General features: G+C 64.8%; 24 protein-coding genes. 11 read left to right on the top strand and 13 right to left on the bottom strand.

The annotated features are described in order from the left end of the window. Positions 1 to 76: 76 nt before the first annotated feature. The 8 genes from IC614_RS11010 to IC614_RS10975 form a co-directional block, all read right to left on the bottom strand. Complete coding sequence (locus IC614_RS11010; protein WP_200971501.1) at positions 77 to 1,210, bottom strand: PepSY-associated TM helix domain-containing protein; 1,134 nt, start codon at positions 1,208 to 1,210, stop codon at positions 77 to 79. 17 nt (positions 1,211 to 1,227) lie between these two features. Continuing rightward, the gene (locus IC614_RS11005) at positions 1,228 to 1,911 is read right to left on the bottom strand and encodes a Fe2+-dependent dioxygenase (RefSeq protein ID WP_200971500.1); all 684 of its coding nucleotides are present in this window, start codon (positions 1,909 to 1,911) and stop codon (positions 1,228 to 1,230) included. Between the two features lie 108 nt (positions 1,912 to 2,019). Beyond that, positions 2,020 to 4,446, bottom strand: a complete 2,427-nt coding sequence (locus tag IC614_RS11000; RefSeq protein WP_200973202.1) for a TonB-dependent receptor — start codon at positions 4,444 to 4,446, stop codon at positions 2,020 to 2,022. Between the two features lie 83 nt (positions 4,447 to 4,529). Next, the gene (locus tag IC614_RS10995) at positions 4,530 to 4,784 is read right to left on the bottom strand and encodes a ribbon-helix-helix domain-containing protein (protein WP_200971499.1); all 255 of its coding nucleotides are present in this window, start codon (positions 4,782 to 4,784) and stop codon (positions 4,530 to 4,532) included. A 124-nt stretch (positions 4,785 to 4,908) separates the two neighbouring features. Next, complete coding sequence (phbB, locus tag IC614_RS10990; RefSeq protein WP_200971498.1) at positions 4,909 to 5,631, bottom strand: acetoacetyl-CoA reductase; 723 nt, start codon at positions 5,629 to 5,631, stop codon at positions 4,909 to 4,911. A 31-nt stretch (positions 5,632 to 5,662) separates the two neighbouring features. After that, positions 5,663 to 6,670, bottom strand: coding sequence for a ferrochelatase (hemH, locus tag IC614_RS10985; protein WP_200971497.1), 1,008 nt, complete (start codon positions 6,668 to 6,670; stop codon positions 5,663 to 5,665). After that, positions 6,670 to 8,862: a xanthine dehydrogenase family protein molybdopterin-binding subunit gene (locus IC614_RS10980; protein WP_200971496.1), complete on the bottom strand. Its 2,193-nt coding sequence runs from the start codon at positions 8,860 to 8,862 to the stop codon at positions 6,670 to 6,672. The genes hemH and IC614_RS10980 overlap by 1 nt, the downstream gene beginning before the upstream one ends. Positions 8,863 to 8,905: 43 nt before the next feature. Further along, positions 8,906 to 10,588 carry a class I adenylate-forming enzyme family protein gene (locus IC614_RS10975; RefSeq protein ID WP_200971494.1) on the bottom strand — a complete coding sequence of 561 codons (1,683 nt, stop codon included), beginning with the start codon at positions 10,586 to 10,588 and terminating at the stop codon, positions 8,906 to 8,908. Between the two features lie 71 nt (positions 10,589 to 10,659). Between IC614_RS10975 and lgt the strand changes: the two genes are divergently transcribed. The 7 genes from lgt (at position 10,660) to IC614_RS10940 (ending at position 15,311) form a co-directional block, all read left to right on the top strand. Then, a complete protein-coding gene (gene lgt / locus IC614_RS10970; protein ID WP_200971492.1) occupies positions 10,660 to 11,535 on the top strand; it encodes a prolipoprotein diacylglyceryl transferase in 876 nt (291 codons plus the stop codon). A gap of 24 nt (positions 11,536 to 11,559) precedes the next feature. Further along, complete coding sequence (locus IC614_RS10965; protein WP_226372644.1) at positions 11,560 to 12,600, top strand: class I SAM-dependent methyltransferase; 1,041 nt, start codon at positions 11,560 to 11,562, stop codon at positions 12,598 to 12,600. Beyond that, the gene (locus tag IC614_RS10960; protein ID WP_200971490.1) at positions 12,597 to 13,121 is read left to right on the top strand and encodes a GNAT family N-acetyltransferase; all 525 of its coding nucleotides are present in this window, start codon (positions 12,597 to 12,599) and stop codon (positions 13,119 to 13,121) included. Before IC614_RS10965 ends, IC614_RS10960 begins: the two co-directional genes overlap by 4 nt. Continuing rightward, positions 13,118 to 13,879, top strand: a complete 762-nt coding sequence (pgeF, locus tag IC614_RS10955; RefSeq protein WP_200971489.1) for a peptidoglycan editing factor PgeF — start codon at positions 13,118 to 13,120, stop codon at positions 13,877 to 13,879. Before IC614_RS10960 ends, pgeF begins: the two co-directional genes overlap by 4 nt. Positions 13,880 to 14,014: 135 nt before the next feature. After that, positions 14,015 to 14,449, top strand: coding sequence for a hypothetical protein (locus tag IC614_RS10950; protein WP_200971488.1), 435 nt, complete (start codon positions 14,015 to 14,017; stop codon positions 14,447 to 14,449). Beyond that, complete coding sequence (locus IC614_RS10945; RefSeq protein ID WP_200971487.1) at positions 14,446 to 14,868, top strand: hypothetical protein; 423 nt, start codon at positions 14,446 to 14,448, stop codon at positions 14,866 to 14,868. The genes IC614_RS10950 and IC614_RS10945 overlap by 4 nt, the downstream gene beginning before the upstream one ends. 65 nt (positions 14,869 to 14,933) lie before the next feature. Further along, complete coding sequence (locus IC614_RS10940; protein WP_200971486.1) at positions 14,934 to 15,311, top strand: VOC family protein; 378 nt, start codon at positions 14,934 to 14,936, stop codon at positions 15,309 to 15,311. Between the two features lie 21 nt (positions 15,312 to 15,332). Here the strand turns inward: IC614_RS10940 and IC614_RS10935 are convergent, their stop codons facing one another. The 5 genes from IC614_RS10935 to pdxH form a co-directional block, all read right to left on the bottom strand. Then, positions 15,333 to 15,737, bottom strand: coding sequence for a cupredoxin domain-containing protein (locus IC614_RS10935; protein ID WP_200971485.1), 405 nt, complete (start codon positions 15,735 to 15,737; stop codon positions 15,333 to 15,335). A 65-nt stretch (positions 15,738 to 15,802) separates the two neighbouring features. Further along, complete coding sequence (locus IC614_RS10930; protein WP_200971484.1) at positions 15,803 to 16,264, bottom strand: OsmC family protein; 462 nt, start codon at positions 16,262 to 16,264, stop codon at positions 15,803 to 15,805. Positions 16,265 to 16,931: 667 nt separating this feature from the next. Continuing rightward, positions 16,932 to 17,711 (bottom strand): PhzF family phenazine biosynthesis protein, encoded by a 780-nt coding sequence (locus IC614_RS10925; RefSeq protein ID WP_200971482.1) that lies wholly within the window; start codon positions 17,709 to 17,711, stop codon positions 16,932 to 16,934. After that, positions 17,708 to 18,637, bottom strand: coding sequence for a cation diffusion facilitator family transporter (locus IC614_RS10920; protein ID WP_207791114.1), 930 nt, complete (start codon positions 18,635 to 18,637; stop codon positions 17,708 to 17,710). Before IC614_RS10920 ends, IC614_RS10925 begins: the two co-directional genes overlap by 4 nt. After that, positions 18,634 to 19,212, bottom strand: coding sequence for a pyridoxamine 5'-phosphate oxidase (pdxH, locus tag IC614_RS10915; protein ID WP_200971478.1), 579 nt, complete (start codon positions 19,210 to 19,212; stop codon positions 18,634 to 18,636). Before pdxH ends, IC614_RS10920 begins: the two co-directional genes overlap by 4 nt. A gap of 137 nt (positions 19,213 to 19,349) precedes the next feature. Between pdxH and IC614_RS10910 the strand changes: the two genes are divergently transcribed. Genes IC614_RS10910 through aroC form a run of 4 tightly spaced genes read left to right on the top strand, consistent with a single transcriptional unit; the run spans position 19,350 to position 23,141 of the window. Further along, a complete protein-coding gene (locus IC614_RS10910) occupies positions 19,350 to 20,297 on the top strand; it encodes a DnaJ C-terminal domain-containing protein (RefSeq protein ID WP_200971476.1) in 948 nt (315 codons plus the stop codon). Between the two features lie 6 nt (positions 20,298 to 20,303). Continuing rightward, positions 20,304 to 21,269: a YihY/virulence factor BrkB family protein gene (locus IC614_RS10905; protein ID WP_200971474.1), complete on the top strand. Its 966-nt coding sequence runs from the start codon at positions 20,304 to 20,306 to the stop codon at positions 21,267 to 21,269. Next, positions 21,266 to 22,069: an enoyl-ACP reductase FabI gene (gene fabI, locus IC614_RS10900; protein ID WP_200971472.1), complete on the top strand. Its 804-nt coding sequence runs from the start codon at positions 21,266 to 21,268 to the stop codon at positions 22,067 to 22,069. The genes IC614_RS10905 and fabI overlap by 4 nt, the downstream gene beginning before the upstream one ends. Positions 22,070 to 22,073: 4 nt before the next feature. Next, positions 22,074 to 23,141, top strand: coding sequence for a chorismate synthase (gene aroC, locus IC614_RS10895; RefSeq protein WP_200971470.1), 1,068 nt, complete (start codon positions 22,074 to 22,076; stop codon positions 23,139 to 23,141). Positions 23,142 to 23,328 lie beyond the last annotated feature (187 nt).

The following is a 23,328-nucleotide window of genomic DNA, read 5'->3' as shown; positions in this document are numbered from 1 at the left end:
CCTCCGGCGAAATCCGGAGTCCGGCGCCGCCATTGAACGACCGGACTCCAGCTTCGCCGGAGCACCTCTCAGCCGATCACTCCGCCGGAGCGGCCGCCAGTTTCGCTTTCTTGCGGCGCGCCAGATCGCCGCGCCATGTGCGCGTGTTGAGCCACATCATGATGCCGGTGACGCCGAGGATTGCCGGGATGATGCCGCCCAGGAAAATCACGACCTGCCACACCACTCCCATGCCGGTGCCGTCATGCCAGCGTCGCATCGTGCGAGCGATGGTTTCCGGGCGCGGTGGCTTGGGTGGCGTCACCTCCCCGCCCGCATCCGCGATTTCGACCTCAGCGGGGCTGCCCTCGCGCTCATAGGCGACTTTCCAGTCCGGCGTCTTTTCGGTCGGCCAGGTCAGAGTGAGAATAGCGCCAGTCGCGTGCGCCGACGCGGCTTGCACGACGGCTTCCGGAGTCATTGCGGGCGCGGCGAGCGGCGCGGAGGGTGTGGGCCGCCCGCCCTTTTGCGCGGGCGCGCCCGACAGCGGCCCGAAGAAGCCCGGAAAGGAAATCCACATGCCGGTGAAGGACAACATGGCGAGCGGAATGGCGATCCAAAAGCCGGTTTGATGATGCAGGTTGGCGCTGAACCTGGGCTGCCGATTCCACTTGAAGCCCTTTTTCACGCTGCCCGACACCGGCCACCACAGCCAGATGCCGGTGAGCGAAGAGATGAGCATGAACACACCGACCCAGCCGACGATCTGACGGCCCATGCCCGGCACCATCAAGCTGCCATGGAGGACGTGGAGGAAGCGAACAGCGCCCGCATTGCTCGGCGCGCTGTCCAGAATCTTGCCCGTCGCGGGATCGAGCCAAACCTGGGTGCGGACCGGCGGGCCCCCGCGCGCGGCGCCTTCCCGGGTCGGGGCCATGGCGGTGACGACCACCGGCCCTTCACCCTGTTCGGGATAACGGATCACGCTGACCCGTTCGCCGGGCTTCAGCACGGGCGTGGCGGCCTCGGCATATTGAGACGGAGTCAGCCGCGCCTCGGACGAGGTGACCGCATAGCGGCCGGGATTGAGCGTTTCGTCGAGCCAATCATGCCAGACCAAGGCAGCGCCGGAGATCGAGATCGGAACGATCAGGACGGCAAGCAGGATGCCGATCCATTTGTGGAAGGAGAACCACAAATTGCGGAGCCGGAGCTTCGCCGATGTCGCCATGAGGTTACCTCTTCAGATCAGCAGTCCGCCCAGCGGCGGAGGAGATTGTGATAGACGCCGGTCAGCTGGATGATCGCAGGATCGTCCTGGCCGCGATCGGCGGCGATGGCCTGGATCGATCGGTCGAGATCGAAGAGCAAAGTCCGCGCCCCATCGTCGCGCACCATCGACTGAATCCAGAAGAAGGACGCGACCCGCGCGCCCGACGTCACCGGCTCGACACGATGGAGGCTGGAGGCAGGATAAAGAATCATGTGCCCGGCAGGCAGCTTCACTTTGTGGGCGCCGAGATTGTCCTCCACCACCAGCTCGCCGCCTTCATAGCTGTCCGGATCGGCGAGGAAGAGCGTGGCGGAAAGGTCGCTGCGCACCTTAAGGTCGCTGCCCCGTTTCAAGCGCACCGCATTGTCGACATGCGTGCCGAACCGCTCGCCGCCCTGATAGCGGTTGAAGAGCGGCGGGAAGACCTTGAGCGGCAACGCGGCAGCGATGAACAAAGGCGACTTGCCGAGTGCGTCGAGCACGATCGCACCTGCCCGACGCGCAGCATCCGAATTTTCCGCAAGCTGCATGTTCTTCTTGGCGAGCGCGGACTGATGGCCGGACGTCTCGTTCCCGTCCACCCATTCGCCCGCATCGACAATGTGCCGCACCTCATCCAGCTGGCCGGAGTCGAGCAGGTCGGGGATCGCGAGCATCATGATATCTGTCCTAGATCAACCCAATGATGCTGGCCAGTTCCCTGGCGCAGACCGGGGTCCAGCATACTGCGCCACTGGGCTCCGGCCTTCGCCGGAGCACAATTCCCCTCAAAAACTATAGAATAGGCTCAGCACCGCCGACCGGTCCTCGCCCGGCACTGCCCAGCCACCGGTAATGGCGCCGCTCGTCGCATTGATATTGTTGCGGATATTGGTGAAATAACGCTCGTTCGTCAGGTTCTGCACGTTGAGCTGCGCGGTAAGGCCGTTGCCGAAGGCATAGGACAGGAAGGCGCGGTGGATGAGGTAATCGTCCGAACGATATTGCATCCGATTGTTCGCCGTCGGGGCATGGAGTGCGAAGCTGCCCTGATAGGTGAGGCCGTAGCCGATCTCCAATCCGAACGGCAGGCGATAGCTGGTGAACAGGCTGCCCGCATGCTTCGGCACCTGCACCAATTCGCTCCCTTTCTGGGGATCGCGGATATCGGCGGTATTGGCGCAAGCGGTGCTGGGATTGTCGAGGCAATAATTCGACACGCCCTGCAGAACTTCGCTATCGAGATAGGTGTAGTTGGCGAAGACGGTCCAGTTGCGCCCGATATTGCCCGAAGCCCCGAGCGCGATCCCGTCGACGCGGCTGCGGCCGTCGAGGACTGGAAGGGCGCCAACGATCGGATCGTTGCTCGGCACGCGATAATTGGTGCGCTCGTTGCGGAAGACCGATGCGGTCAGCTGCAGGCGGCGGCCGAACAGATCGGCCTTGGCGCCGACTTCGTAATTGCGGGCGGTTTCCGGATCGACGGCGCAGGGATCCTGCGGCCCACCACCGCCGGTGACGATCGTGCCGCAGCCGAGGCGGACGGTGGCGGAGGACGGCGTCTTGGAATTGCCATAGCCCGCATAAAGGCTGACGCTCCGCACCGGCTTGAACACCGCGCCGAAGCGGTAGGAAAGGAGATCGTCATCGCTCCGTTGCACCGCGAAGGAGGGGATCGTGTTTCCGGGCGGATTAAAGGCGAGCGGAATAGAGCGAAATTCGCCCACGACATTCTCGTAACGTACAGCCGCGTTCAGTTCGAACATCGGCCCGATCTCAAGATTATCGAACAGATAAATGGCTTTGTTCCGGTTCTCCCCGCGCGAGCGCGCCGTTTCCGTATAATTGATCGGGCCGGTATAGAGCGTATCGGGGTTCGCGATCTCAATCATCGGCGGAATGATCGCGGCACCCGCTGCGTTGCGCAGCAACGAGGCTTGGGTAAGGCGATAATCTTCCCAAGCAAATGACATGCCCACGACCAGAGTGTTGTGCAGCCCGCCGGTCGTGCCGGTGACAAAGGTCAAGTCGGTCTGATTGTGGAGCAGCTGGCTCTCCTGATCGCGCATCATTCCGCGAGGGCCGGTGGCAGGCTGGAAGAAACCGCGCGGCACTGTCACTGTCACGTTGCGGATCGGAGCATCGTTCACCGACACATTGCTCAGTGTGACGCGGCATGCCGCGCCCTGCATATCATTCGGTCCCGCCGAAACCGGCTGCAGCCCGGTTGCTTCAAGGCAGAATGTCCCCTGCGGCGAGCTGGTGACGCTGCGCTGGCCGACGCGCTGCCAGCGGGTAAGATTGCGGAGCGACAGGCTCTTCGAAAAATCATGCTCGAAGGTCGCGGTCAGGCGATCGACGACGATGTTCTGATCGTCGAGGTTGCGGTAGCCGAAATAATCGCTGTCGTCGGCTTCTTCGAGCGGGCCGTCATTCAGCTGGTTCTTGAAATAAGGAACGCCGTAGACGGGAATATTGTCGTCCTCCTGGTGGAGGTAGGCGAGCGTCAGGCTGGTCGGCGTGCCGATGCCAAGGGTGACGGCAGGCGCCAGGCCCCAGCGCTTGTTCTTTTCGACATCGCGGCCCGGAATATCGTTGCGGTGCGCCATGGCGTTGAGCCGAAACGCGACGAAGTCGTTGACGCGCATGTTGCTGTCGACCGTGCCGCGCCAGTAATTGTCCGTGCCGACGCCAGCCTGGACGATGGTGAGATCGTCGGCTTGCGGTACCTTCGACACGATATTCACCGTGCCACCCACCGATCCGGAGCCGTTGAACACGCTGTTCGCGCCGTTGAAGACCTCGATCTGCTGCAGGTTGAACGGATCGGTGCGGCTATATTGCGCGCTGTCGCGGACGCCGTCCTGCGTGATGTCGTTGCTCGCCGCGAAGCCGCGCAGGTTGATGCTGTCGCCATAGCCCCCGCCGCCCTCACCCGCGCCGAAGGTGATGCCCGGGATGGTCGAGAGCGCATCGCGCAGGGTGAGAAGGTTCTGCTTGCGGATCGTCTGGTCGCTGATCACCGTCACCGTCTGCGGCGTATCGAGCAGAGACTGCACGGCCTTGGGCGATTCAAGCTCCTTCGCCTCCAGAGCACCAGTGACGATGATCGACTGACCCTCGGCATCCCGCGCGACATTGCTCTGAACGACACCCTCTTCCGCAAGCGCGGGCGCGGTGAAGCTGACGCAAGTGAGGGCCAGAAATGCAGGCATGGCGGTGCGGGCAGTGGAATGCGACACGATGGACTCCCTTTGTTACGGGGAGCTCTATTGCGAGTCATTCGCAGCGTCAACCGCTATTGCGAGACATTCTCATCTTGCAGGCGGTAGAACAACCATGAGCGGATTGCGCTACCCAGATTGGGCGGTTGCGGCGTTTCAAGGCGCAACGCATCGATACGGGCAACCAGCGCATTGAGCGGCAGGCCTTCGGCTTCCGCAGCGCGCCGCAGCGCGGCCCAGAACAAAGGTTCGAGACTGATCGACGTCGCATGCCCCGCGATCATCATCGATCGTTTGACCGGACCGGCGAAAAGGGGCGGTGGGATCATTTACAGCTTCCAACGTCACTCCCGCGAGAGCGAGAGTCCAGATGAGGATCGAGCCTTATCGCTGGTCCGGGCCTGGATTCCCGCCTTCGCGGGAATGACGGCGAAGAAGGAACTTGGCCACCCATCAATACATATGCTGGCCGCCATTGATCGACAGCGTCGAACCGGTGACGAAGCCCGCATCCTCGACACAAAGGAAAGTGACCCCGCGCGCAATCTCTTCGGCGCGGCCGAGGCGGCCCACCGGGATGCGAGCCACGATCTTGCCCAGCACGTCTTCCGGCACGGCGGCGACCATGTCTGTGTCGATATAGCCGGGCGCGATGGCGTTGACGGTGATGCCGGCGCGGGCGCCTTCCTGGGCCAGCGCCTTGGTGAAGCCGTGAATGCCCGACTTGGCGGCGGCATAGTTCACCTGGCCGTACTGGCCCGCCTGACCGTTGATCGATCCGATGTTGACGATGCGGCCATATTTGCGGGCGTTCATGCCGTCCCACACGGCCTTGGCCATGTTGAAGCAGCCGCCAAGGTTCACGTCGATGACATCGTCCCACATATCGCGGCTCATCCGCTTCATCGTGCCGTCGCGGGTGATGCCGGCATTGTTGACGAGGACCGCGACCGGCCCGAGCGCCGCCTCGATGCGGGATACGCCATCGACGCAAGCGTCGTAATCGCCGACATTCCACTTATAAGCGGCAATGCCGGTGCGCGCGGTAAAGTCCCGCGCCTTGTCGTCATTGCCCGCATAATTGGCGGCGACGGTCAGGCCCATGTCCCGAAGCGCGAGGCTGATCGCCTCCCCAATGCCGCGCGTTCCGCCCGTGACGATTGCCACCTTTGTCATCCAGCCTCTCCCTCTTGATCATGGGATATTCTTATGAAGCGGGGAGCCATCCCGCAAGTTCGCGCGCCAAAATGCTGCGCAGCATTTCAACACCCGGGCTGCTGTCGTTGAGGCAGGGCAGATAGGCGAAATCCGTGCCACCGGCCGCCAGGAACCCCTCTTTGCCGCGTATCGCCAGCTCTTCCAGCGTCTCGAGGCAATCGGCCGAAAAACCCGGCGCGACGAGCGCCACCTTGCGAATGCCGCGCCCCGGCATGGCGGCCAGCGTGGCGTCGGTCGCTGGCTCCAGCCACTTCGCGCGACCAAAACGCGATTGAAAGGCGACTTGGATCTCCCGCCCCGTCGCTTCCGAAAGGAGCCGCGCCGTCTTGCGGCAATGACAATGATAGGGGTCGCCCAGCTGCAAGGTCCGTTCCGGCATGCCGTGGAAGCTTGCGAGGATCGCATCGGGTGCAAAATCGAGTTTTTCCAGCGCACTCTCCAGCGATGCCTTCAGTGCCGCGATATAAGCCGGATCGTCATGATAAGGCGGCAGCGTACGGATCGCGGGCTGCCAGCGCATCGCGGCGAGCGCTGCAAAGGCGGCGTCGTTGGCGGTCGCCGTCGTCGCCGCGCAATATTGCGGATAGAGCGGCGCGATCAGGATGCGTTCGCATCCCTGATCCTTCAGCGCCGCGATCCGTTCGCCGATCGCCGGGCGGCCGTAGCGCATGGCATGATCGACGATCACGCTTTCTCCAAATGCTCCCTTCAGGGCCCCCGCCTGCCGCCTTGTGATCGCGGCGAGCGGAGAGCCGTCCTCGCTCCACACCTGGGCATAGGCATGGGCGGATTTCTTCGGCCGGACGTTGAGGATGATGCCGCGCAGGATCGGCTGCCAAAGAAAAGGCGGAATCTCGACTACGCGCCGATCGGAAAGGAATTGCCGCAGATAGCGGCGTACCGCTCCCGCTTCAGGTGCGTCCGGCGTGCCGAGGTTGACGATAAGGACGCCGATCCTGGGCGACGGAATTGCGGGATGATCCTGGAATTTGGCCATCAGCCGGCTCCAAGCTGGAGGGGAAGGGCGCGCAGCCGCTGGCCGCTCGCGGCGAAGATCGCATTGGCAAGCGCGGGCGCGGCGAGCGGCACCGCAAGCTCGGTCGCGCCGCCCGGCTCATCCCCGCTGTCCACGATTTCCACCATAATGTCCGGCGCGCGGTCGAGACGGGGGAAATCCAGTCCGACAAGGGTGCGCACCGTCGGCAAGCCGTCCTCAAAGGCGATCGGCCGGGCGAGCGCGGCGGCGATGCCATAGATGATGCCGCCTTCGATTTGCTGGCGCAGCAATTCGGGATTGACGATCCTGCCGCAATCGACGGCGCAAACGGCGCGCTCCACGCTCACGCGCCGTCCCTCAGCGACCTTAACCTCGACCAGCAAGGCGGCATGCGACCCATAAGCGCTGTGGCACGCAATGCCCATCGAACCGCCCGCGACGCCACCGTCCCAGCCGCCCAGGCTCGCCGCGGTCGTGAGAACGCGTGCCAGGCGCGGATTGTCGCCAAGCATGGTCATGCGGAAGGACAGGGGTTCAACGCCCACCTGGCGCGCAACCTCGTCGATGAAGGATTCGACGAAGAAGGTGTTGGCGCCGCGGGCGCCGGAGCGCCACAAACCGGTCGGGATGCGCACGTCCACCGGCACATGATCGATCAGCACGGTGGGGATTCCATAGGGCGGCGCGGCGCCCGCGACGGCCGATGCATCGGCCCCTGCGGCATCGCCGCCTTGCCCGGTTTTCAACCGCTCCGCCGTCTGAAGCGCCGTCGCGGGCGCCGCAATGCGGGCGGAAAAGGCGGCGATGCGCCCGCTTTCTCCCATGCGCGTTTGCAGGCGGGCCAAAGCGGGCGGGCGATAGCGATCCTGCGTCATCTCCTCGAGCCGCGACCAGCTGAGCTGCACCGGTTTCCCAACCTGCATCGCCATCACCACGGCTTGCTCGACAGCCAGCGTTTCGAGCTTGCGGCCATAACCGCCGCCGATCGGCATCGGATAAAGGGTTACTTTCTTCTCCGGCACTCCTGCGGCGCGCGCCGCCGCCGCACGGGCAAGGCCCGGCGCCTGTGCCGGTGCCCATACCTCGATCCGGCCGCCTTCCATGCGCGCGGTGGCGCAAAGCGTTTCCATTGGCACGGTCGCGGCGGGACCGGCGCTGTAATGAGCGGCAAAACCGGTGCCGCCGATGAAAGCCTGATCCGCATCGCCTTGTTCGATAAAGCGGCTCGGCTCGCCCGCCTCCATGGCTTCGGCCAATGCCGCATCGGCATCCGCGCTGGACACGAGCCCGGCGGTTTCGAAAACCGGCTTCATCGCCTCGACCGCACGATTGGCCGCCCACCAGTTCGTCGCGACCGCGCCCGCCCAACGCGGATTTTCGAACAGGGCGCGGACGCCGGGCACGCGCTCCGCCGCTTCGCGGTCGACCCGTTCCAGCCTGCTGCCGCCGGGAGGGCCGGCGCGGACCGCGCCAAACAGCATGCCGGGCAAACGCACGTCGCCCGCGAAACGCGCGGAGCCGTCCACCTTGGCGGGCACGTCGATGCGCGGCAGCGGCCGGCCGGTCAGGCGGTTTTCCTGTCCCTCCCGCATCGGCAAGTCGCCCGGCACGTCATATCCGCTCGCAGCCTCCGCCAATTCGCCGAAGGACAGGCGCGTCCCCTTGTGCAGCGCGAATCCGTCTGCCGTTTCCACCTCCCGCCAATCCACGTTCCACCGCTCGGCGGCTGCCTTGCACAACAATGCGCGCGCCGCGGCCCCCGCTTCGCGCAACGGTGTTTCGAAAGCCCGAACGGAGGTCGAGCCGCCGGTCATGACGATGCCGTTCCGGTCCCCAGAGATCCACGATCCTTCCTCATCCTCCGACAACAGCCGGTTGGAATAGAGGGGACTGAGCGGCGCGGGTTCGACGGCCACCGTCCGCCAGTCGGCACCCAGCTCGTCGGCCAGGATCTGCGGCAAAGCGGTATAGACGCCCTGCCCCAATTCCATCTGCGGCACGGCGACGATCACGCGTCCATCCGAGCCGATCTTCAAATAAGCGTTGAAAATCGACTCACCGGGCGCTGCGCGCAGGCTGGTTTCCGCCGCGCGGGGCCATAGCCGCCAGGCGAGGATCAGCCCGGCGCCCGCGCCGCCGCCAACCAGCAAGGTGCGCCTGCTGACGCCGGTTCCCGCCTTCTGTTTCGCCATCAGCGCCTGATAGAAAGAAGCCGCGCCGCGCGCCACATCAATGTCAGGCCGCCGCCCTGGCGCGATAGGCGTCCCTCAAAACGACCTTGTCGATCTTGCCGGTGCCGAGCTTGGGCAAAGGTTCGTCCACGAACCAGAGGACAGCCGGAATTTTGAACCTGGCGAGACGCTGTTCCAGAAAGACGCGCAGCCCTTCCTCATCCAGCCCCTGCCGGTGCTCGCAATAGACGACGGCGCCGGGCACTTCGCCCAGCCGCTCATCGGAAAGTCCGAACACCGCCGCTTCCGACACGGCCGGATGGGCGTAGATGGCGGCCTCCACTTCCTGGCAGCTGATATTCTCGCCGCCCCGGATGATGATGTCCTTCTTGCGATCGACGATGAACAAATATCCGTCCTCGTCGAGATAGCCGATATCGCCGGTGCGGACATAGCCGTCGGGCGTGAACAGGGTCGCCGTCGCTTCCGGATTGCGCCAATAGGCATGGATGTTGCCCGCCCCGCGTATGCCGATCTCGCCGCGCTCCCCTACGGGCATATGGCGATCCTCCGCTCCGAAGATGGCGACTTCGACCAACGGTGCTTGCGCGCGGCCCGTGGACGCGGGCTTCGCCGCATAATTGGACCAGAAATTGCCGCACCCCGTGGCGTTCGTTTCGGTGAGGCCATAGCCCAAGGCGGGCTGCGCGGTTGCGAAACTCTCCTGCAGCCGTTTCACATGCGCCACCGGCCGCGCCGCGCCGCCCGCGGCGATGTCGGTCAGGGACGAAAGATCATATTTGTCGCGGTCCGGATGCTGCATCAGTTCCAGGCTCATCGTCGGCACGCCGACGAAATAGGTGACCGTCTCCTGCTCGATCAGGCGCAGCGCCTCTCCCGCATCCCATTTGGGCATCAGGACCAGCCCGCGCGCGATGACGAAGCTGTTCAGCATCACCGGCACCTCGCCCGTGACGTGGAAGAGAGGCACGCAGACTAGGGTGCGCGGCGGATTGACCGGCGGGCGCCCTTCGCTTTCCAATATCCCCTTCAGACAGATGAGGCTGATCGTATAGGCGTAAGTCGCGTTGCAGACGGCGCGGTGCGTCGACACGGCGCCTTTCGACAGACCCGTCGATCCGGACGTAAAGAGAATGGTCGCGTCATCCTCCGGCGACACGTCGGGCAGCGCCGCATTCTCGCCGTCTCGATCCAGCACCGGCGCCATGGCTCCCTCGATCGGCTGGTCGATGTGCAGCGTCAGGATCGCACCCGCAACCCCGGTTGCCGCGATCCGGGCAGCACGCGGCGCATCCGCGAGGACAAGAACGGGCTCGGTGAGGGCAAGGCCATGCGCCAGCTCGTCCGCCTGCCACCAGCCATTGATCAGCACCGCGATCCCGCCTGCCTTCACGACCGCGATGTAGGAGACGATCCAGGCGGTGCAGTTGCGCATCGCGATGGCGACGCGGTCTCCCTTCTTGACTCCATGACCGCCGATCAGCGCCTTCGCCACGCGCGTCGCGACGGCGTTCAGCTCCGCGAAGGTCAGCCGCTCGCCGTTCGAAATTACACCGATCGTGTCGGCATTCAGCGCACAAAAGGCGTCGAAGAAAGCGGGCAAGGTCTGCGGAAAATTCTGGACGATGGCACGCCCATTGTCGTCGCGGCCGATCTGGATCGGGCCGCCGGGGCCGGTCACCGCGTCGAGGACGGTTTCGAACTTTAGGTCGAGCGCGCTCGGCATCCTTTCCAATCCTCGCTCTTTTCGTTTTGATTCACGCTCACTATGAGGGCTGAAAGCCCAAGGGGGAAGCCTTGATACTGACATCACTTTCAGCAGCGGTCATCGACGCCTCGTCCGGGATACGCTGGGACGGCCTGGGCCTCGACCCGATTGCGCTCGACCTCGGCTTCTTTCAGCTTCGCTGGTATTCGCTCGCCTATCTCGCGGGCATCGTGTGCGGCTGGTGGTACATGCTGAAGCTGATCGACCGGCCCGGCGCTCCGATGGCGCGGCGGCATGTCGACGACCTCGTCTTTTTCGTTGCGATCGGCGTTATCCTAGGCGGGCGCCTCGGCTATGTGCTTTTCTACCGGCCCGAATATTATATAGCGAACCCGGCGGAAATTCCCCAGCTCTGGGACGGCGGCATGTCCTTCCACGGTGGCGTGATCGGCGTGTCGCTCGGCCTTCTTTACCTCGCGCGCAAGCATGGCCTCAACTGGCTGCGCGTCCACGATTATGTCGCCTGCTGCATTCCCTTCGGCCTCTTCTTCGGCCGCCTCGCCAATTTCGTGAACGGGGAACTTTGGGGGCGCGAGACGCATGTGCCGTGGGCGGTTGTCTTTCCCGGCGGCGGCGATCTGCCGCGCCATCCCAGTCAGCTTTACGAAGCGGGCCTTGAAGGCATCGCCCTTGGCCTCATCCTCTGGTTCCTGTTCTGGAAGACCGACGCCCGCTATCAGCCGGGCAAGCTCGTCGGCACTTTTCTCCTGGGTTACGGCATCAGCCGCTTCCTCGTCGAACTGGTGCGCCAGCCCGATGCGGGCCTCGAACATCTCGCCTGGGGCCTTTCCATGGGCCAGACCCTCACCGTGCCGATGATCCTCGGCGGCCTCTATCTCATCGTCACCGCCAAGGGCCGTCGCGAACGGGTGGAGCCGATCGCAGGCGGCGAGAGCATCGCCTGAGCCCTGTCTTCGTTCTCCCGGACGATGACTGTCGAAGAGAAGCTCAAGCGCCTGATCGCCGCCAACGGACCGATTTCGGTCGCGCAATATATGGCCGAGGCGAATGCGCATTATTATGCGACCCGCGATCCCCTCGGCGCGGCGGGCGATTTCACCACCGCGCCGGAAATCAGCCAGATGTTCGGCGAACTGATCGGCCTCTGGCTCGCCGACCTGTGGCTTCGCGCCGGGCGTCCGGAGCGCGTGCATTATGTCGAGCTTGGTCCGGGGCGCGGCACGCTGGCTGCCGACGCCCTGCGCGCGATGAAAGGCGCGGGACTCCAGCCGACCGTCCACTTCGTCGAGACCAGCCCCATGTTGCGCGCCGCGCAGAAGAGGCGGGTTCCCGGTGCGATTTGGCACGATCATGTCGACTCTCTGCCCGGCAACGACCCGCTGCTGATCGTCGCCAACGAATTTTTCGACGCGCTTCCAGTGCGGCAGCTCGTCCGCATGCCCGATGGCTGGCGCGAGCGGATGATCGGCGTGGAGAATGATGCCTTTCTGCCCGCCGTCGGGCCTCCCGTTCCGTATGGCGCGATCCCCGAAATGCTGCGCAGCATGCCGGTCGGATCGATCCTCGAAACGTCCCCTGCATCGGTCGCTATCATGCGCGCGCTGGCGGAGCGGATCGCAGCGCAAGGCGGCGCGGCTCTCGTCGTCGATTACGGACACCAACGCACCGGCATCGGCGATACGCTGCAATCCGTGCGCGGTCATGCTTATGCCGATCCCTTCGCGGAACCCGGCGGACGCGATCTCACCGCCCATGTCGATTTCGAGGCGCTTGGCGATGCCGCCCGGGCTGGCGGGGCGCGGGTTTCGGCTGTGCAAACGCAAGGCGCGTTCCTGACTGCAATGGGCATTGATTTGCGCGTCAAGGCCCTCAGCCGTGCCGCCCCAGAACGCGCCGAAGAAGTCGAAGTCGCGCGTCACCGCCTTGTCGCGGAGGACGAGATGGGCAGCCTGTTCAAGATCATGGCCGTGACCGCGCCCGGTTGGCCCGAGCCGGAGGGCTTCGCATGACCGGCATATCCTATCGCATGGCCGGGACGGCGGATGCCGCGATGCTCGCATCGCTCGCGCGGCGCACTTTCACCGAGACTTTCGGCCATCTCTACAAGCCCGAAGACCTTGCCGCCTTCCTGGAAAGCCATAGCACGGAGCGCTGGGCCGAAGAGCTGGCCAGCCCCGGCTTCGCGGTCCGCATCGCGCTTTCCGAAGGGGAAGCGGTCGCCTTCATCAAGATCGGCCCGCCGACCCTGCCCTTCACGCCCGTGGGGCCGTCGATCGAGCTGCGCCAGTTCTACGTGCTGAAGCCTTGGCAGGGCGCGGGCATCGCACCGGCCTTGATGGACTGGGCGATCGGCGAGGCGCGGCGACGCGGGGCGGAACATCTTTACCTCTCCGTCTTCACCGACAATCACCGCGCGCGGCGCTTCTATGCGCGCTATGGTTTCACCGAAATCGGCCCCTATGCATTCAAGGTCGGCACTCATGTCGACGAGGATATCGTGATGCACCTCGCATTGGAGGCGCGGCCATGACCGTGGAAGCGATCCGCTCGAAACTGCTGGACGGCATCCCGCACGGTTTTCTGGGCCGGCGCGGCGGCGTGTCGAAAGGGCCGTGCGCGGGCCTCAACGCCGGCTTCGGCAGCGGCGACGATCCGGCGGCGGTGGCGGAAAACCGGCGGCGGGCGGTGGAGGCGGTGGCGCCGGGGCGACGGCTGGTTTCCGTCTATCAGATCCATTCCGCCATCGCCGTTCCGGTGAGCGAACCCTGGGGTGACGATGCCCGGCCAGAAGCCGATGCCCTCGTCACCAATCGCCCCGGCCTCGCGCTCGGCATCGTCACGGCGGACTGCACGCCCGTTTTGCTCGCCGACAGGCACGCCGGAGTTATCGGCGCCGCGCATGCGGGATGGAAGGGGGCCGTCGGCGGCGTACTCGAGGCGACGATCGCCGAGATGGAGAAATTGGGCGCCCGGCGCGAGGCCATCGCCGCCGCCGTCGGCCCGACCATCGCACGCAAATCCTACGAGGTGGACGAAGGCTTCCTCCGCCGCTTCGTCGATATCGATCCGTCCTCCGAACATTTTTTCTCCGGTGGGCGGGAAGACCATTATCAATTCGATCTCGAAGGCTTTGTCCTCTCCCGCCTCGCCGCCGCGGGCGTGACGAAGGTGGAAGCTTTGGGCCTCGACACCTATTCCGATCCCGACCGCTTCTACAGCTACCGCCGCGCCACCCATCGCAATGAACCAAATTATGGACGGCAGATATCGATCATCGCTCTTCCTTGAAACTTATCTTTGATGGAGGGGGTCAGCGCGGTGAGGATGCCGATCATGCCGGCGACAGGATCGAGAGACGTCGAGAGTCCTTGCCAAGCGCCGCCGGCCGGGCGACAATCGCATCTGGATTCGGGGATTATCTTCATGGCTTTACTTTCATTTTTCGCCCTGGCGCTCGCCGCCGCGCCGCTTGCCGCGCAGGAACCGCAGGCGCCAACCGCTGGGGCCGAAGGCTGTTTCGACTTGAGCGATCCCGAAGCGCCGCTCAGCTTCACCGGCACCCTCGCCGCGAACGCCGCAGCCGCGAAGGGTAGCGCGGGCGGCTTGCCGCAGCCCGAATGGCGGCTCGACCTGTCCGCCTCGATCTGCCTCACCGGCGGCATGGAAACCGATCCGTCTCGAACGATCGAAACGCTCGACATTCGCGTGCCGGACGATTTGAAGCCCGTGATGCAGGCCGCGGCAAATCGTCCCGTGACCCTGAGCGGCGTCTACGTGCCAAGGCCGGGCGCCGCCGCACCGCTTTTCTACATCGTCGAAATCAGCGTGGTCGCGGAAGAAGCGCAGATCGCGGCGTGACGGCGGTGAAGGCCCTTCTCCTCTCGCTCGCCGTCGCGTCCGCCGCGCCATCGCACGCCGCTCCGCGCGATGACGGTGCCGAAGGCTGCTTCGATCTGTCGAAGGATGACGGCGCCCTCACTCTGTCGGGCGCGCTGTCGGACGAGGGAACGGCGAAGGGCCGCGCGCCGTTCACGATGGAGATGTCCGCGTCGATCTGCGTGCGCGGGGTCAAGGGCGCGAACCCGGCCAAGCGGACCGACGCCATCCACATCCGGCCGCCCGCCGATCTCCTCCCCGTCCTGCGCGCCTTGCCGGGCACCACGGTCACCTTGACCGGCAAGGTGACCGTCAAGACGAAGCCCGACACCGTCACGCCGCTCACCATGGAGCTGCGCGAAATCCACGTGGTGGCGGAGGACTATCAGATTGCGGGCTAGGGGCGCCCGCCCGGGTTGAACCATCCGTCGCGCCGCGCGCTCGCCCCGGCGGGAAGGAGACCGCCATGCTCAAGGATCATGATTCAGCCGCCATCGTCGCCGTCCGCGATCTCGATCGCGCCCGCGATTTTTACGGCGGCGCGCTGGAGCTGGGGCTGATCGCGAAGGGCGCGGAGGAAGGCGTGCTGACCTACCGGACGGGCGCCACCCGCCTCGTCGTCTACCGCTCCGAATTTGCGGGCACGAACAAGGCCAATGCCGTGGTCTGGGGCGTCGGGGACGAATTCGACGCCATCGTCGCCGCGCTGGAGACGAAGGGCGTACACTTCGAACATTATCCCGGCCTCGGGGACTTGCAGGGCAATGTCCACGTCGCGGGCGGCATGAAACTAGCCTGGCTGAAGGATTCGGACGGCAACATCCTCCACATCAATTCGATGTGACGGAACCGCCTCCTCCGGCGATCACTGCACCACGATTTCGCCGCCCATGCCCAGCATGTGATGGAAGCTGTGGGTGCATTTCACGCCATAGCGTCCGGCGGCGGGGATCAGGCCGATCGAGCGGTGCCCGCCAGGCGGCACCTCGACGCTGCCGTCGCGGATATAGCGCATGTCGCCGCTCCGCACGGCGGCCTTGCGAAACAAGGTGCGGGCGGTGAAATCGTGGCCGTTGTCCGCCCGGTTCCTGAGCGTCAGGATGACGGGCTCGCCAGCCTTCAACGTCAGCGTCTTTGGCCGGTATTCGAAGTTGGCGAGCACGATTTCGATCTGGCGCGCCTGGCTCCAGTCGGGGCCGGCGGGCGGGGCGGCCGCCGATGCGGGCAGGGCCATCGCGGCGAAGGCGAGGGCATGCGGGATACGACTCATCTCCGGTCTCCTTTCCCCGGTCATTCTACCATGAAACACCGGGGGAGAGTTGAGCCTTGTCCCGCTCAGCCGGCGCTTTCCACGACGATCTCGCTCTTCAGCGAATTGGCGATGAAGCAAGCATCGTGCGCCCGGTGATGCATGTCGTGGAGGTCATCCGCGCTGGGCGCTGTGCCTTCGAAGGCGATATCGGGCCGGAGCGCGATGCGGGTGATCGCGATCTTTCCGTCCGCTCCCTTCGCCATCGTGCCTTCCGCCTCGTCGCGGTACCGCGTGACGACGAAACCGGCGTCGCAGGCAATGTGGAGGAACCACAGCATGTGGCAGGCCGATGCCGAGGCGATCAGCGCCTCTTCCGGATCGACGCCCGCAGGATCGGACCAGGGCAGGGGCACGACCGAAGGAGAGGAGGAGCCGCGCACTTCGGCTCCGCCGTCAAAATGCCAGGCATGGGCGCGGCTGTAGCGGCCATGCGCGAAATTGCCGTCGCCCAGCGACCATTCCACCACCGCGATATGCCTGCCCACCGGTCCCTCCTCTTTGCGAAGAGCCCTAGCCGAAACATCCCGAAACGAAAATGGGAGCTGGTGTCGCCACCAGCTCCCACTTGTCCCGGGCTCTCCGCACGGCCTTGCGGCCGGTTTCGTGCCTCGAGCGGTTGTGCAGGGCTTCGGTTCAAGATCCTCTGCTCTGCCGGGCGTTTGCCTTGAGCTTCTGCGCGCATCCAAAGGAACGAGGTTCCAATTTCCAGCGCCGTCCACTCGCGGCTTGTCCGCCCGCCTCCGCTGTCTCGCCTTTTCCAGGGAAAAGTCGAGCGCCGCTTCGGCATTGCAGGGCTTCGGCCGCTTGAGCCTACCACCTGCTGACCGGTTCGGGTCGCCGGCGTCCAAGATGTGCCGGGCTTTCACCCTTTCCGCCTTCGACGCTGGCCGTTCTTGCCGGCCGACCTGCCGTCCCTTCGCGCCGTCTCCCTCGCAGGATCAGGGCTGGTTTCCGTCAGGTCATGGCGGGAATTTCTTTCCGTTTCCGGATCATCCGTTCCCGGCCACATCGAGAAGCTGTCACGGAAAATGAGTCGCGCCAAGCGGAATCCGCCTGTGGATAACGTGGATATCGGGGATAGATTGAACCCTGCGAAACAGGGTCGCGGCGTCCTTTAGCGGGCTTCGCGACCCACACAAGCTCCTTTCGGCCTCAGAGGCGGAATTGCCCTTCGATCACCGTCACGCACCGCCCGCCAAGGATCACCCGGTCCCCGTCAAGGCGGCAGGTGAGATGCCCGCCGCGCTTGCTCGCCTGAAAGGCGGTGAAGCTGTCCCGGCCGAGCCGCTCCGCCCAATAAGGCACCATCACGGCATGGGCGGAGCCGGTGACCGGATCCTCGTCGATACCCGCTCCCGGCGCGAACACCCGGCTGATGATGTCGGTTTCCCGGCCCGGCGCCGTGACGATGGTAAGGACGTCGCCCTGCTTCGCCATGGCCTGGAAGTCGGGTTTTAAATTCAACACCTCGTCAGCGGTTTCGACCACCACCAGCCCGTAACGATGCAGATGCCAGAACGTTTCGATCGCCTTGCAGCCCAAGGCGTCGACGATGATCGGCAGCGGTGCCGGCTCCGGCTTCCAGGCGGGAAGACTCAAGGCATAGCCGTCGCCCTGCCGCTCGACGGTCAGGATGCCCGCCTTGCGCGTGCGAAAGCGAACGCGGTCGCCCGCGATCAAGGCATGGCCGCTGGCCAGCGTCGCGTGGCCGCACAAGGTGACTTCGGTGGCCGGCGTGAACCAGCGCAGCTCATAGTCCGCATCGCCTTCCGTCGGCACGGTGAAGGCGGTTTCGCTGAGATTGTTCTCGAGCGCGATCGCTTGCAGCACATCGTCCGGCAGCCATTCCTCCAGCGGCATGACCGCGGCCGGATTGCCGGCAAAGGGCCGGTCGGCGAAAGCGTCCACCTGGATGAAGGGAAGGCTGGTCATGGGGTTGCTCCTTTGGCGAGGCGGCTCTCGTCGGTTTCCTTCAGCGCATTGCCGGGATGGTCGACATGCCCTTCCGGGTCGAGGTGGATGAGAATTTCAACGCCGGGAAATTCCCGGGCGAGCTTGGCTTCGACCTCGTCCATCACGTCATGCGCTTCGGCGACGGTCATATTCGGATCGACCCAGACGTGGAATTGCACGAAATCCTGCGTGCCGCTCGAACGGGTGCGCAAGTCGTGAATGCCCTTGAGCTCCGGATGGCGCGCGGCGACGGCAAGGAAGTGCCGGCGCTTCTCCTCAGGCCATTCCTTGTCCATCAGCTGATCAACGGCATGGCTGGAAGCTTTCCAAGCCCCCCAGGCTAGCCAGAGGGCAATGAGAATGCCGAAAACCGGATCAGCGCCGGTAAGCCCAAAATATTGGTCAAGCGCTAACGCTACAATCACTGCGGCATTTAGCAAAAGATCCGACTGATAATGGACATTGTCAGCCCGGATCGCGATGGAATTGGTCCGCGCCATCACCTTTTTCTGATAGGCTAGGAGAAGCAGGGTCGCGGCCATCGCGATGACGGATATTGCGATACCTTCGTCAGCCGCGTTGGTCACAGCCCCGGTTAGCCATTGGTTGATCGCCCGCCAGCCAATCCCCATCGCCGACAGGGTGATAAGTGTGACCTGAAACAAGGCCGCCAGCGCTTCCGCCTTGCCGTGGCCGAAGCGATGATCCGCATCGGCAGGCTCTGCCGCAAGGCGCACACCGTACAGCGTTACAAGTGAGGCAACGAGGTCGAGCCCGGTGTCGGCGAGCGATCCCAGCATCGCCACCGATCCAGTCGCCCAAGCCGCGTAGCCCTTGAGGAAGAGCAGAAAGAGCGCGGTTCCGACACTCGCCAGCGCGGCATGGGTGGCGGTATGGCGGCTCACGGGTAGAGCAGGCCTTCGCTCCAACCGGCACCGTCCTTCACGAACAGGCGCCGCTCGTGGAGGCGATGGGCGCGGTCGTTCCAAAATTCGATCCGCTCCGGCAGGACGCGGAAGCCGGACCAGCGCGGCGGGCGCGGCACGGCCGCGCCATCGAAGCGGGCGCGCATCTCTTCATAACGCGCCTCGAATGTGGTGCGGGCATCGAGCGGGCGCGACTGTTCCGAGGCCCAGGCGCCGAGCTGCGAATCCCGGCCCCGGCTGGCGAAATAGGCGTCGGCTTCCTCCGGGCTCACCGGCTCGATCGCGCCTTCGATGCGGATTTGGCGGCGCAGGCTTTTCCAGTGGAAAAGCAAGGCGGCATGCGGGTTGGCGGCGAGTTCCCCGCCTTTGCGGCTGTCGAGATTGGTGTAGAAAACGAAGCCGCGCGGATCATGACCTTTCAGCAGCACCATGCGGACGGACGGACGCCCATCCGCGCCGGCGGTGGCGAGCGCCATCGCATTGGGATCATTGGGCTCTTCCGCCACGGCGTTCGTCAGCCATTGATCGAACAGCAAATGCGGGTCGGTTTCCATGCGGCGTCTCTTGCCCGGACGCGCCGCCAAGCACAAGGGAATCGCTTGCATGCGGGCGGGCTGACGCCCATCTGCAGCTGTGTTAGGTGACGGCAACACCGGGGCTCGCCCGGCAGAGAGTGGAGTGTTGAGGACGGATGGCCGATCTTTATTCACAGCTTGGCGTGGCGCGGGGCGCGAGCGAGGCGGACATCAAGAAGGCTTATCGCAAACTCGCCAAGGAGCTTCACCCCGACCGCAACCGGGACAATCCCAAGGCCGCCGAGCGCTTTACCAGGGTGACGGGGGCTTATGACATCCTGTCCGACAAGGACAAACGCGCGCAATATGACCGGGGCGAGATCGACGAGGATGGGAACCCCAAGATGCCCTTCGGCTTCGGCCAGGGAGGCACGGGCGCCGGGCCGGGCGGTTTTGGAGGCGGCTTCCGGGGCCAGCGCGGCGGTTTCGACATGGGCGGCGAGGGCGCGGATATTTCCGACCTATTCGAGGGCCTGTTCGGCGGCGCCGCGCGGCGCGGAGGCTTTGGCGGCGGCGGTTTCGGGCGGCAGGCCCCGCCCCAGAAGGGCGCCGACATCGCTTATCGCCTCGCGGTCCCGTTCGAGGATGCGGCCGCATTGAAAGAGCAGCGCGTCACCCTGTCGGGCGGCAAGACGGTGGCGATCAAGCTGCCCAAGGGCGTCGAAGAAGGGACCAAGATCCGCCTCGCGGGTCAGGGCCAGGCCGGACCCGCCGGCCCTGGCGACGCGATCGTCACCATCGCCATCCAGCCTCACCGCTTCTTCCGCCGCGACGGCGATACCGTCCGGCTCGATCTGCCCATTTCCTTGGACGAGGCGGTCGCCGGCGCCAAGGTGCGGGTACCGACCGTCGACGGGCCAGTCATGATGAGCATCCAGAAAGGGGCGACGTCCGGCAACGTCCTGCGCCTCAAGGGCAAAGGCTTTCACGGCAAGGACGGAACGCGCGGCGATCAGCTTGTGACCCTGATGGTCGATCTGCCCAAGGACGATGCCGACCTCGCCGCCTTCGTCGAAGGCTGGAAGGGCAAAGGACGAAACCCGCGGGGCGGTTTGGGCGTCTAGCCAGCCGTGCAGGAAGTCTCCCCCCAATCGCCGGAAGAGCGGCGGAAACGCCTTGCCAAGGCGCGGGCGCGCTTCGGACGCGAATTGGCCCGGGTCAAGCCAGGCACCTATCCTTTCGAGGTCATGAAGCGCGTAGCGGTCGGCGTCTATTCCGACGGCTTCATCCATGCCGGGAATCTCGCTTATCTGGCGCTGCTCACCCTCTTCCCCTTCGTCATCGTCGCCGCCGCCGTCGCGCGCCTGTTCGGGCAAACGGAAGAGGGCTTGAACGCTGTGATCGGCGTGCTGCAAACCATGCCGCCCAATGTCGCGGAAGTTTTGAAGAAGCCCATCGCCGACGTGCTGCAAGCGCGGTCCGGCAACCTGCTGTGGCTCGGCGCTCTGGTCGGCCTCTGGACCACGGGCAGCTTCATCGAGACGATCCGCGATATCATCCGCCGTGCTTATGGGGTGCATTTCAGCCGCCCCTTCTGGGAATATCGCCTCTGGTCGGTGGGCATCATCATCGGGTCGGTGGTCTTGGCGATGATCGCGTTCAGCCTGTCGATCCTGCTCACCACGTTGCAGGAATTCGTCGTCCACTATTTTCCGCGCGGCGACGATTTCGCCATCATCTTCCAACTGGTCCAGTTCGCCCCCGCGCTCATCCTGTTCGGATCGCTCTATCTCCTTTTCCTGTCGCTGACACCGAAACGCTATCGGCGAAAGGGGTGCAGGAAGTGGCCGGGCCCGCTTTTCGTCACAATCTGGTGGCTGGCCACGACCGCGCTTCTGCCAAAGGTTTTGTCGCTGCTCGGCGGCTACGACCTCACTTACGGCAGCCTCGCCGGCGTCATCATCGCGCTTTTCTTCTTCTTCATCATCGGCCTTGGCGTCGTGATCGGCGCGGAGCTCAATGCGGCACTAGCGGAAACCCCCGAAGAGGAATTAAAGGAGGGCGAACAGGCATTCTATAACAGGAAAAGCATATGACTGGACTGATGGCCGGGAAACGGGGGCTCATCATGGGCCTGGCCAACAACATGTCTCTCGCTTGGGGCATCGCCAAGGCGCTCGCGGAGCAGGGGGCGGAACTGGCCTTCAGCTATCAAGGCGACGCCCTGTTGAAGCGCGTGGGACCGCTGGCGGAATCGCTCGGCTCCGACTTCCTGATCGAATGCGACGTGTCCGACATGGCGACGCTCGACGCCGCTTTTGAGACTCTGAAGCAGCGCTGGGAAACGATCGATTTCGTCGTCCACGCCATCGGCTATTCCGACAAGAACGAGCTGCGCGGCCTCTATGTCGACACCAGCCTCGACAATTTTCTGATGACGATGAACATCTCGGCCTACAGCTTCGTCGCGGTCGCCAGGCGCGCGCGGGCGATGATGCCGAACGGCGGCAGCCTTTTGACGCTGTCTTATTATGGCGCGGAAAAGGTCGTGCCCCATTATAATGTCATGGGCGTCGCCAAGGCCGCGCTGGAAACCAGCACCAAATATCTCGCCATGGACCTTGGGCCTGAGAATATCCGCGTGAATGCGATTTCGGCGGGTCCGATCAAGACGCTGGCGGCGAGCGGCATTGGCGACTTCCGCTACATCCTGAAATGGAATGAGCTGAATTCGCCGCTGCGCCGCAACGTCACCATCGAGGATGTCGGCGGCGCGGGCCTCTATCTGCTGTCCGATCTCGCATCGGGCGTGACCGGCGAAATCCACCATGTCGATGCGGGCTATAACGTTATCGGCATGAAGGCCGAGGACGCGCCCGACATCGCGCTCGCCTAAAGGCATGTCCTTCAACACCTTCGGCCGTCTGCTGCGCGTCACTACCTGGGGCGAAAGCCATGGGGCGGCGATCGGAGCGGTGGTCGACGGCTGCCCGCCCGGGCTTGTCTTAAGCGAAGAGAACATCCAGCCGTTCCTCGACAAGCGCCGCCCCGGCCAATCGCGCTTCACGACGCAGCGGCGGGAGCCGGACCGGGTCCGGATTCTGTCCGGCGTCTATGAAGGCCGGACGACCGGCACGCCGATCAGCCTTGTCATCGACAATGTCGACGCGCGGTCCAAGGATTACGACGCCGTCGCGCAAACCTATCGCCCCGGTCATGCCGATTATGCCTATGACGCCAAATACGGCCTGCGCGATCCGCGCGGCGGCGGGCGAAGCTCGGCGCGGGAAACGGCGATGCGCGTCGCGGCGGGGGCGATCGCCCGGCTTGTCATCCCGGACGTCACGATCAGCGCTTATGTGATCGAACTGGGCGGCGATCCGGTCGACCCGGCCGCGTTCGATGCGGATGAGATCGCCCGCAATCCTTTCTTCTGCCCCGACGCCGCCGCGGCGCGCCGTTGGGAGGGACTGGTCGACGAAGCGCGCGAATCCGGCTCGTCCCTCGGCGCAATCGTCGAATGCGTCGCGACCGGCATCCCCGCAGGCTGGGGCGCGCCCCTTTATGCCAAGCTGGACGCCGATCTCGCTGCCGCGATGATGGGGATCAACGCGGTCAAAGGCGTCGAGATCGGCAAAGGCTTTGCCGCCGCGCGCCTGCGCGGTGAGGAAAATGCCGATGCGATGCGGCCGGGCCCGGACGGGCCCGCCTTTCTTGCCAATCACAGCGGCGGCATTGCCGGCGGCATTTCGACCGGCCAGCCGATCGTCGTCCGCGCCGCCTTCAAGCCCACCTCCTCGATCCGAATCCCGGTGGACACGGTGACGCAGACGGGCGAAGCCGCGACCGTCGAGACCAAAGGCCGCCACGATCCGTGCGTCGGCATACGCGGCGCGCCGGTGATGGAGGCGATGATGGCGCTGGTCCTCGCCGACCATGCCTTGCTGCACCGGGGGCAGTGCGGATGATCGCGGGCAGATTGGTGCAGGGCATCTTCTAGCGCGGTTGAACGGTCGAGACGGCCCGCACATCCTTCGCCTTTCGCGTCATTCCAGCGAAAGCTGGAATCTCCCTACCTCCCTCCCCCTTGATGGGGGAGGTCGGGTGGGGGTGATCTACGACGTGGAGCACAATCCTTCCGGAAACATCACCCCC

This window comes from Sphingosinicella flava (genome assembly GCF_016025255.1).
Classification (GTDB): Bacteria; Pseudomonadota; Alphaproteobacteria; order Sphingomonadales; family Sphingomonadaceae; genus Allosphingosinicella; species Allosphingosinicella flava.
This window is presented reverse-complemented; position numbering and strand designations above follow the sequence as displayed.

Bases quoted from the DNA above. Each gene is read 5' to 3' on its own strand.
- IC614_RS10965 (WP_226372644.1), top strand. From the start codon at position 11,560: ATGACTGTCGAAGAGAAGCTCAAGCGCCTGATCGCCGCCAACGGACCG.
- IC614_RS10995 (WP_200971499.1), bottom strand. From the start codon at position 4,784: ATGATCCCACCGCCCCTTTTCGCCGGTCCGGTCAAACGATCGATGATG.
- IC614_RS11010 (WP_200971501.1), bottom strand. From the start codon at position 1,210: ATGGCGACATCGGCGAAGCTCCGGCTCCGCAATTTGTGGTTCTCCTTC.
- IC614_RS11005 (WP_200971500.1), bottom strand. From the start codon at position 1,911: ATGATGCTCGCGATCCCCGACCTGCTCGACTCCGGCCAGCTGGATGAG.
- fabI (WP_200971472.1), top strand. From the start codon at position 21,266: ATGACTGGACTGATGGCCGGGAAACGGGGGCTCATCATGGGCCTGGCC.
- IC614_RS10935 (WP_200971485.1), bottom strand. From the start codon at position 15,737: ATGAGTCGTATCCCGCATGCCCTCGCCTTCGCCGCGATGGCCCTGCCC.
- IC614_RS10925 (WP_200971482.1), bottom strand. From the start codon at position 17,711: ATGACCAGCCTTCCCTTCATCCAGGTGGACGCTTTCGCCGACCGGCCC.
- pgeF (WP_200971489.1), top strand. From the start codon at position 13,118: ATGACCGTGGAAGCGATCCGCTCGAAACTGCTGGACGGCATCCCGCAC.
- IC614_RS10940 (WP_200971486.1), top strand. From the start codon at position 14,934: ATGCTCAAGGATCATGATTCAGCCGCCATCGTCGCCGTCCGCGATCTC.
- pdxH (WP_200971478.1), bottom strand. From the start codon at position 19,212: ATGGAAACCGACCCGCATTTGCTGTTCGATCAATGGCTGACGAACGCC.
- hemH (WP_200971497.1), bottom strand. From the start codon at position 6,670: ATGGCCAAATTCCAGGATCATCCCGCAATTCCGTCGCCCAGGATCGGC.
- IC614_RS10980 (WP_200971496.1), bottom strand. From the start codon at position 8,862: ATGGCGAAACAGAAGGCGGGAACCGGCGTCAGCAGGCGCACCTTGCTG.
- IC614_RS10950 (WP_200971488.1), top strand. From the start codon at position 14,015: ATGGCTTTACTTTCATTTTTCGCCCTGGCGCTCGCCGCCGCGCCGCTT.
- IC614_RS10910 (WP_200971476.1), top strand. From the start codon at position 19,350: ATGGCCGATCTTTATTCACAGCTTGGCGTGGCGCGGGGCGCGAGCGAG.
- IC614_RS11000 (WP_200973202.1), bottom strand. From the start codon at position 4,446: ATGCCTGCATTTCTGGCCCTCACTTGCGTCAGCTTCACCGCGCCCGCG.
- IC614_RS10960 (WP_200971490.1), top strand. From the start codon at position 12,597: ATGACCGGCATATCCTATCGCATGGCCGGGACGGCGGATGCCGCGATG.
- IC614_RS10975 (WP_200971494.1), bottom strand. From the start codon at position 10,588: ATGCCGAGCGCGCTCGACCTAAAGTTCGAAACCGTCCTCGACGCGGTG.
- aroC (WP_200971470.1), top strand. From the start codon at position 22,074: ATGTCCTTCAACACCTTCGGCCGTCTGCTGCGCGTCACTACCTGGGGC.
- phbB (WP_200971498.1), bottom strand. From the start codon at position 5,631: ATGACAAAGGTGGCAATCGTCACGGGCGGAACGCGCGGCATTGGGGAG.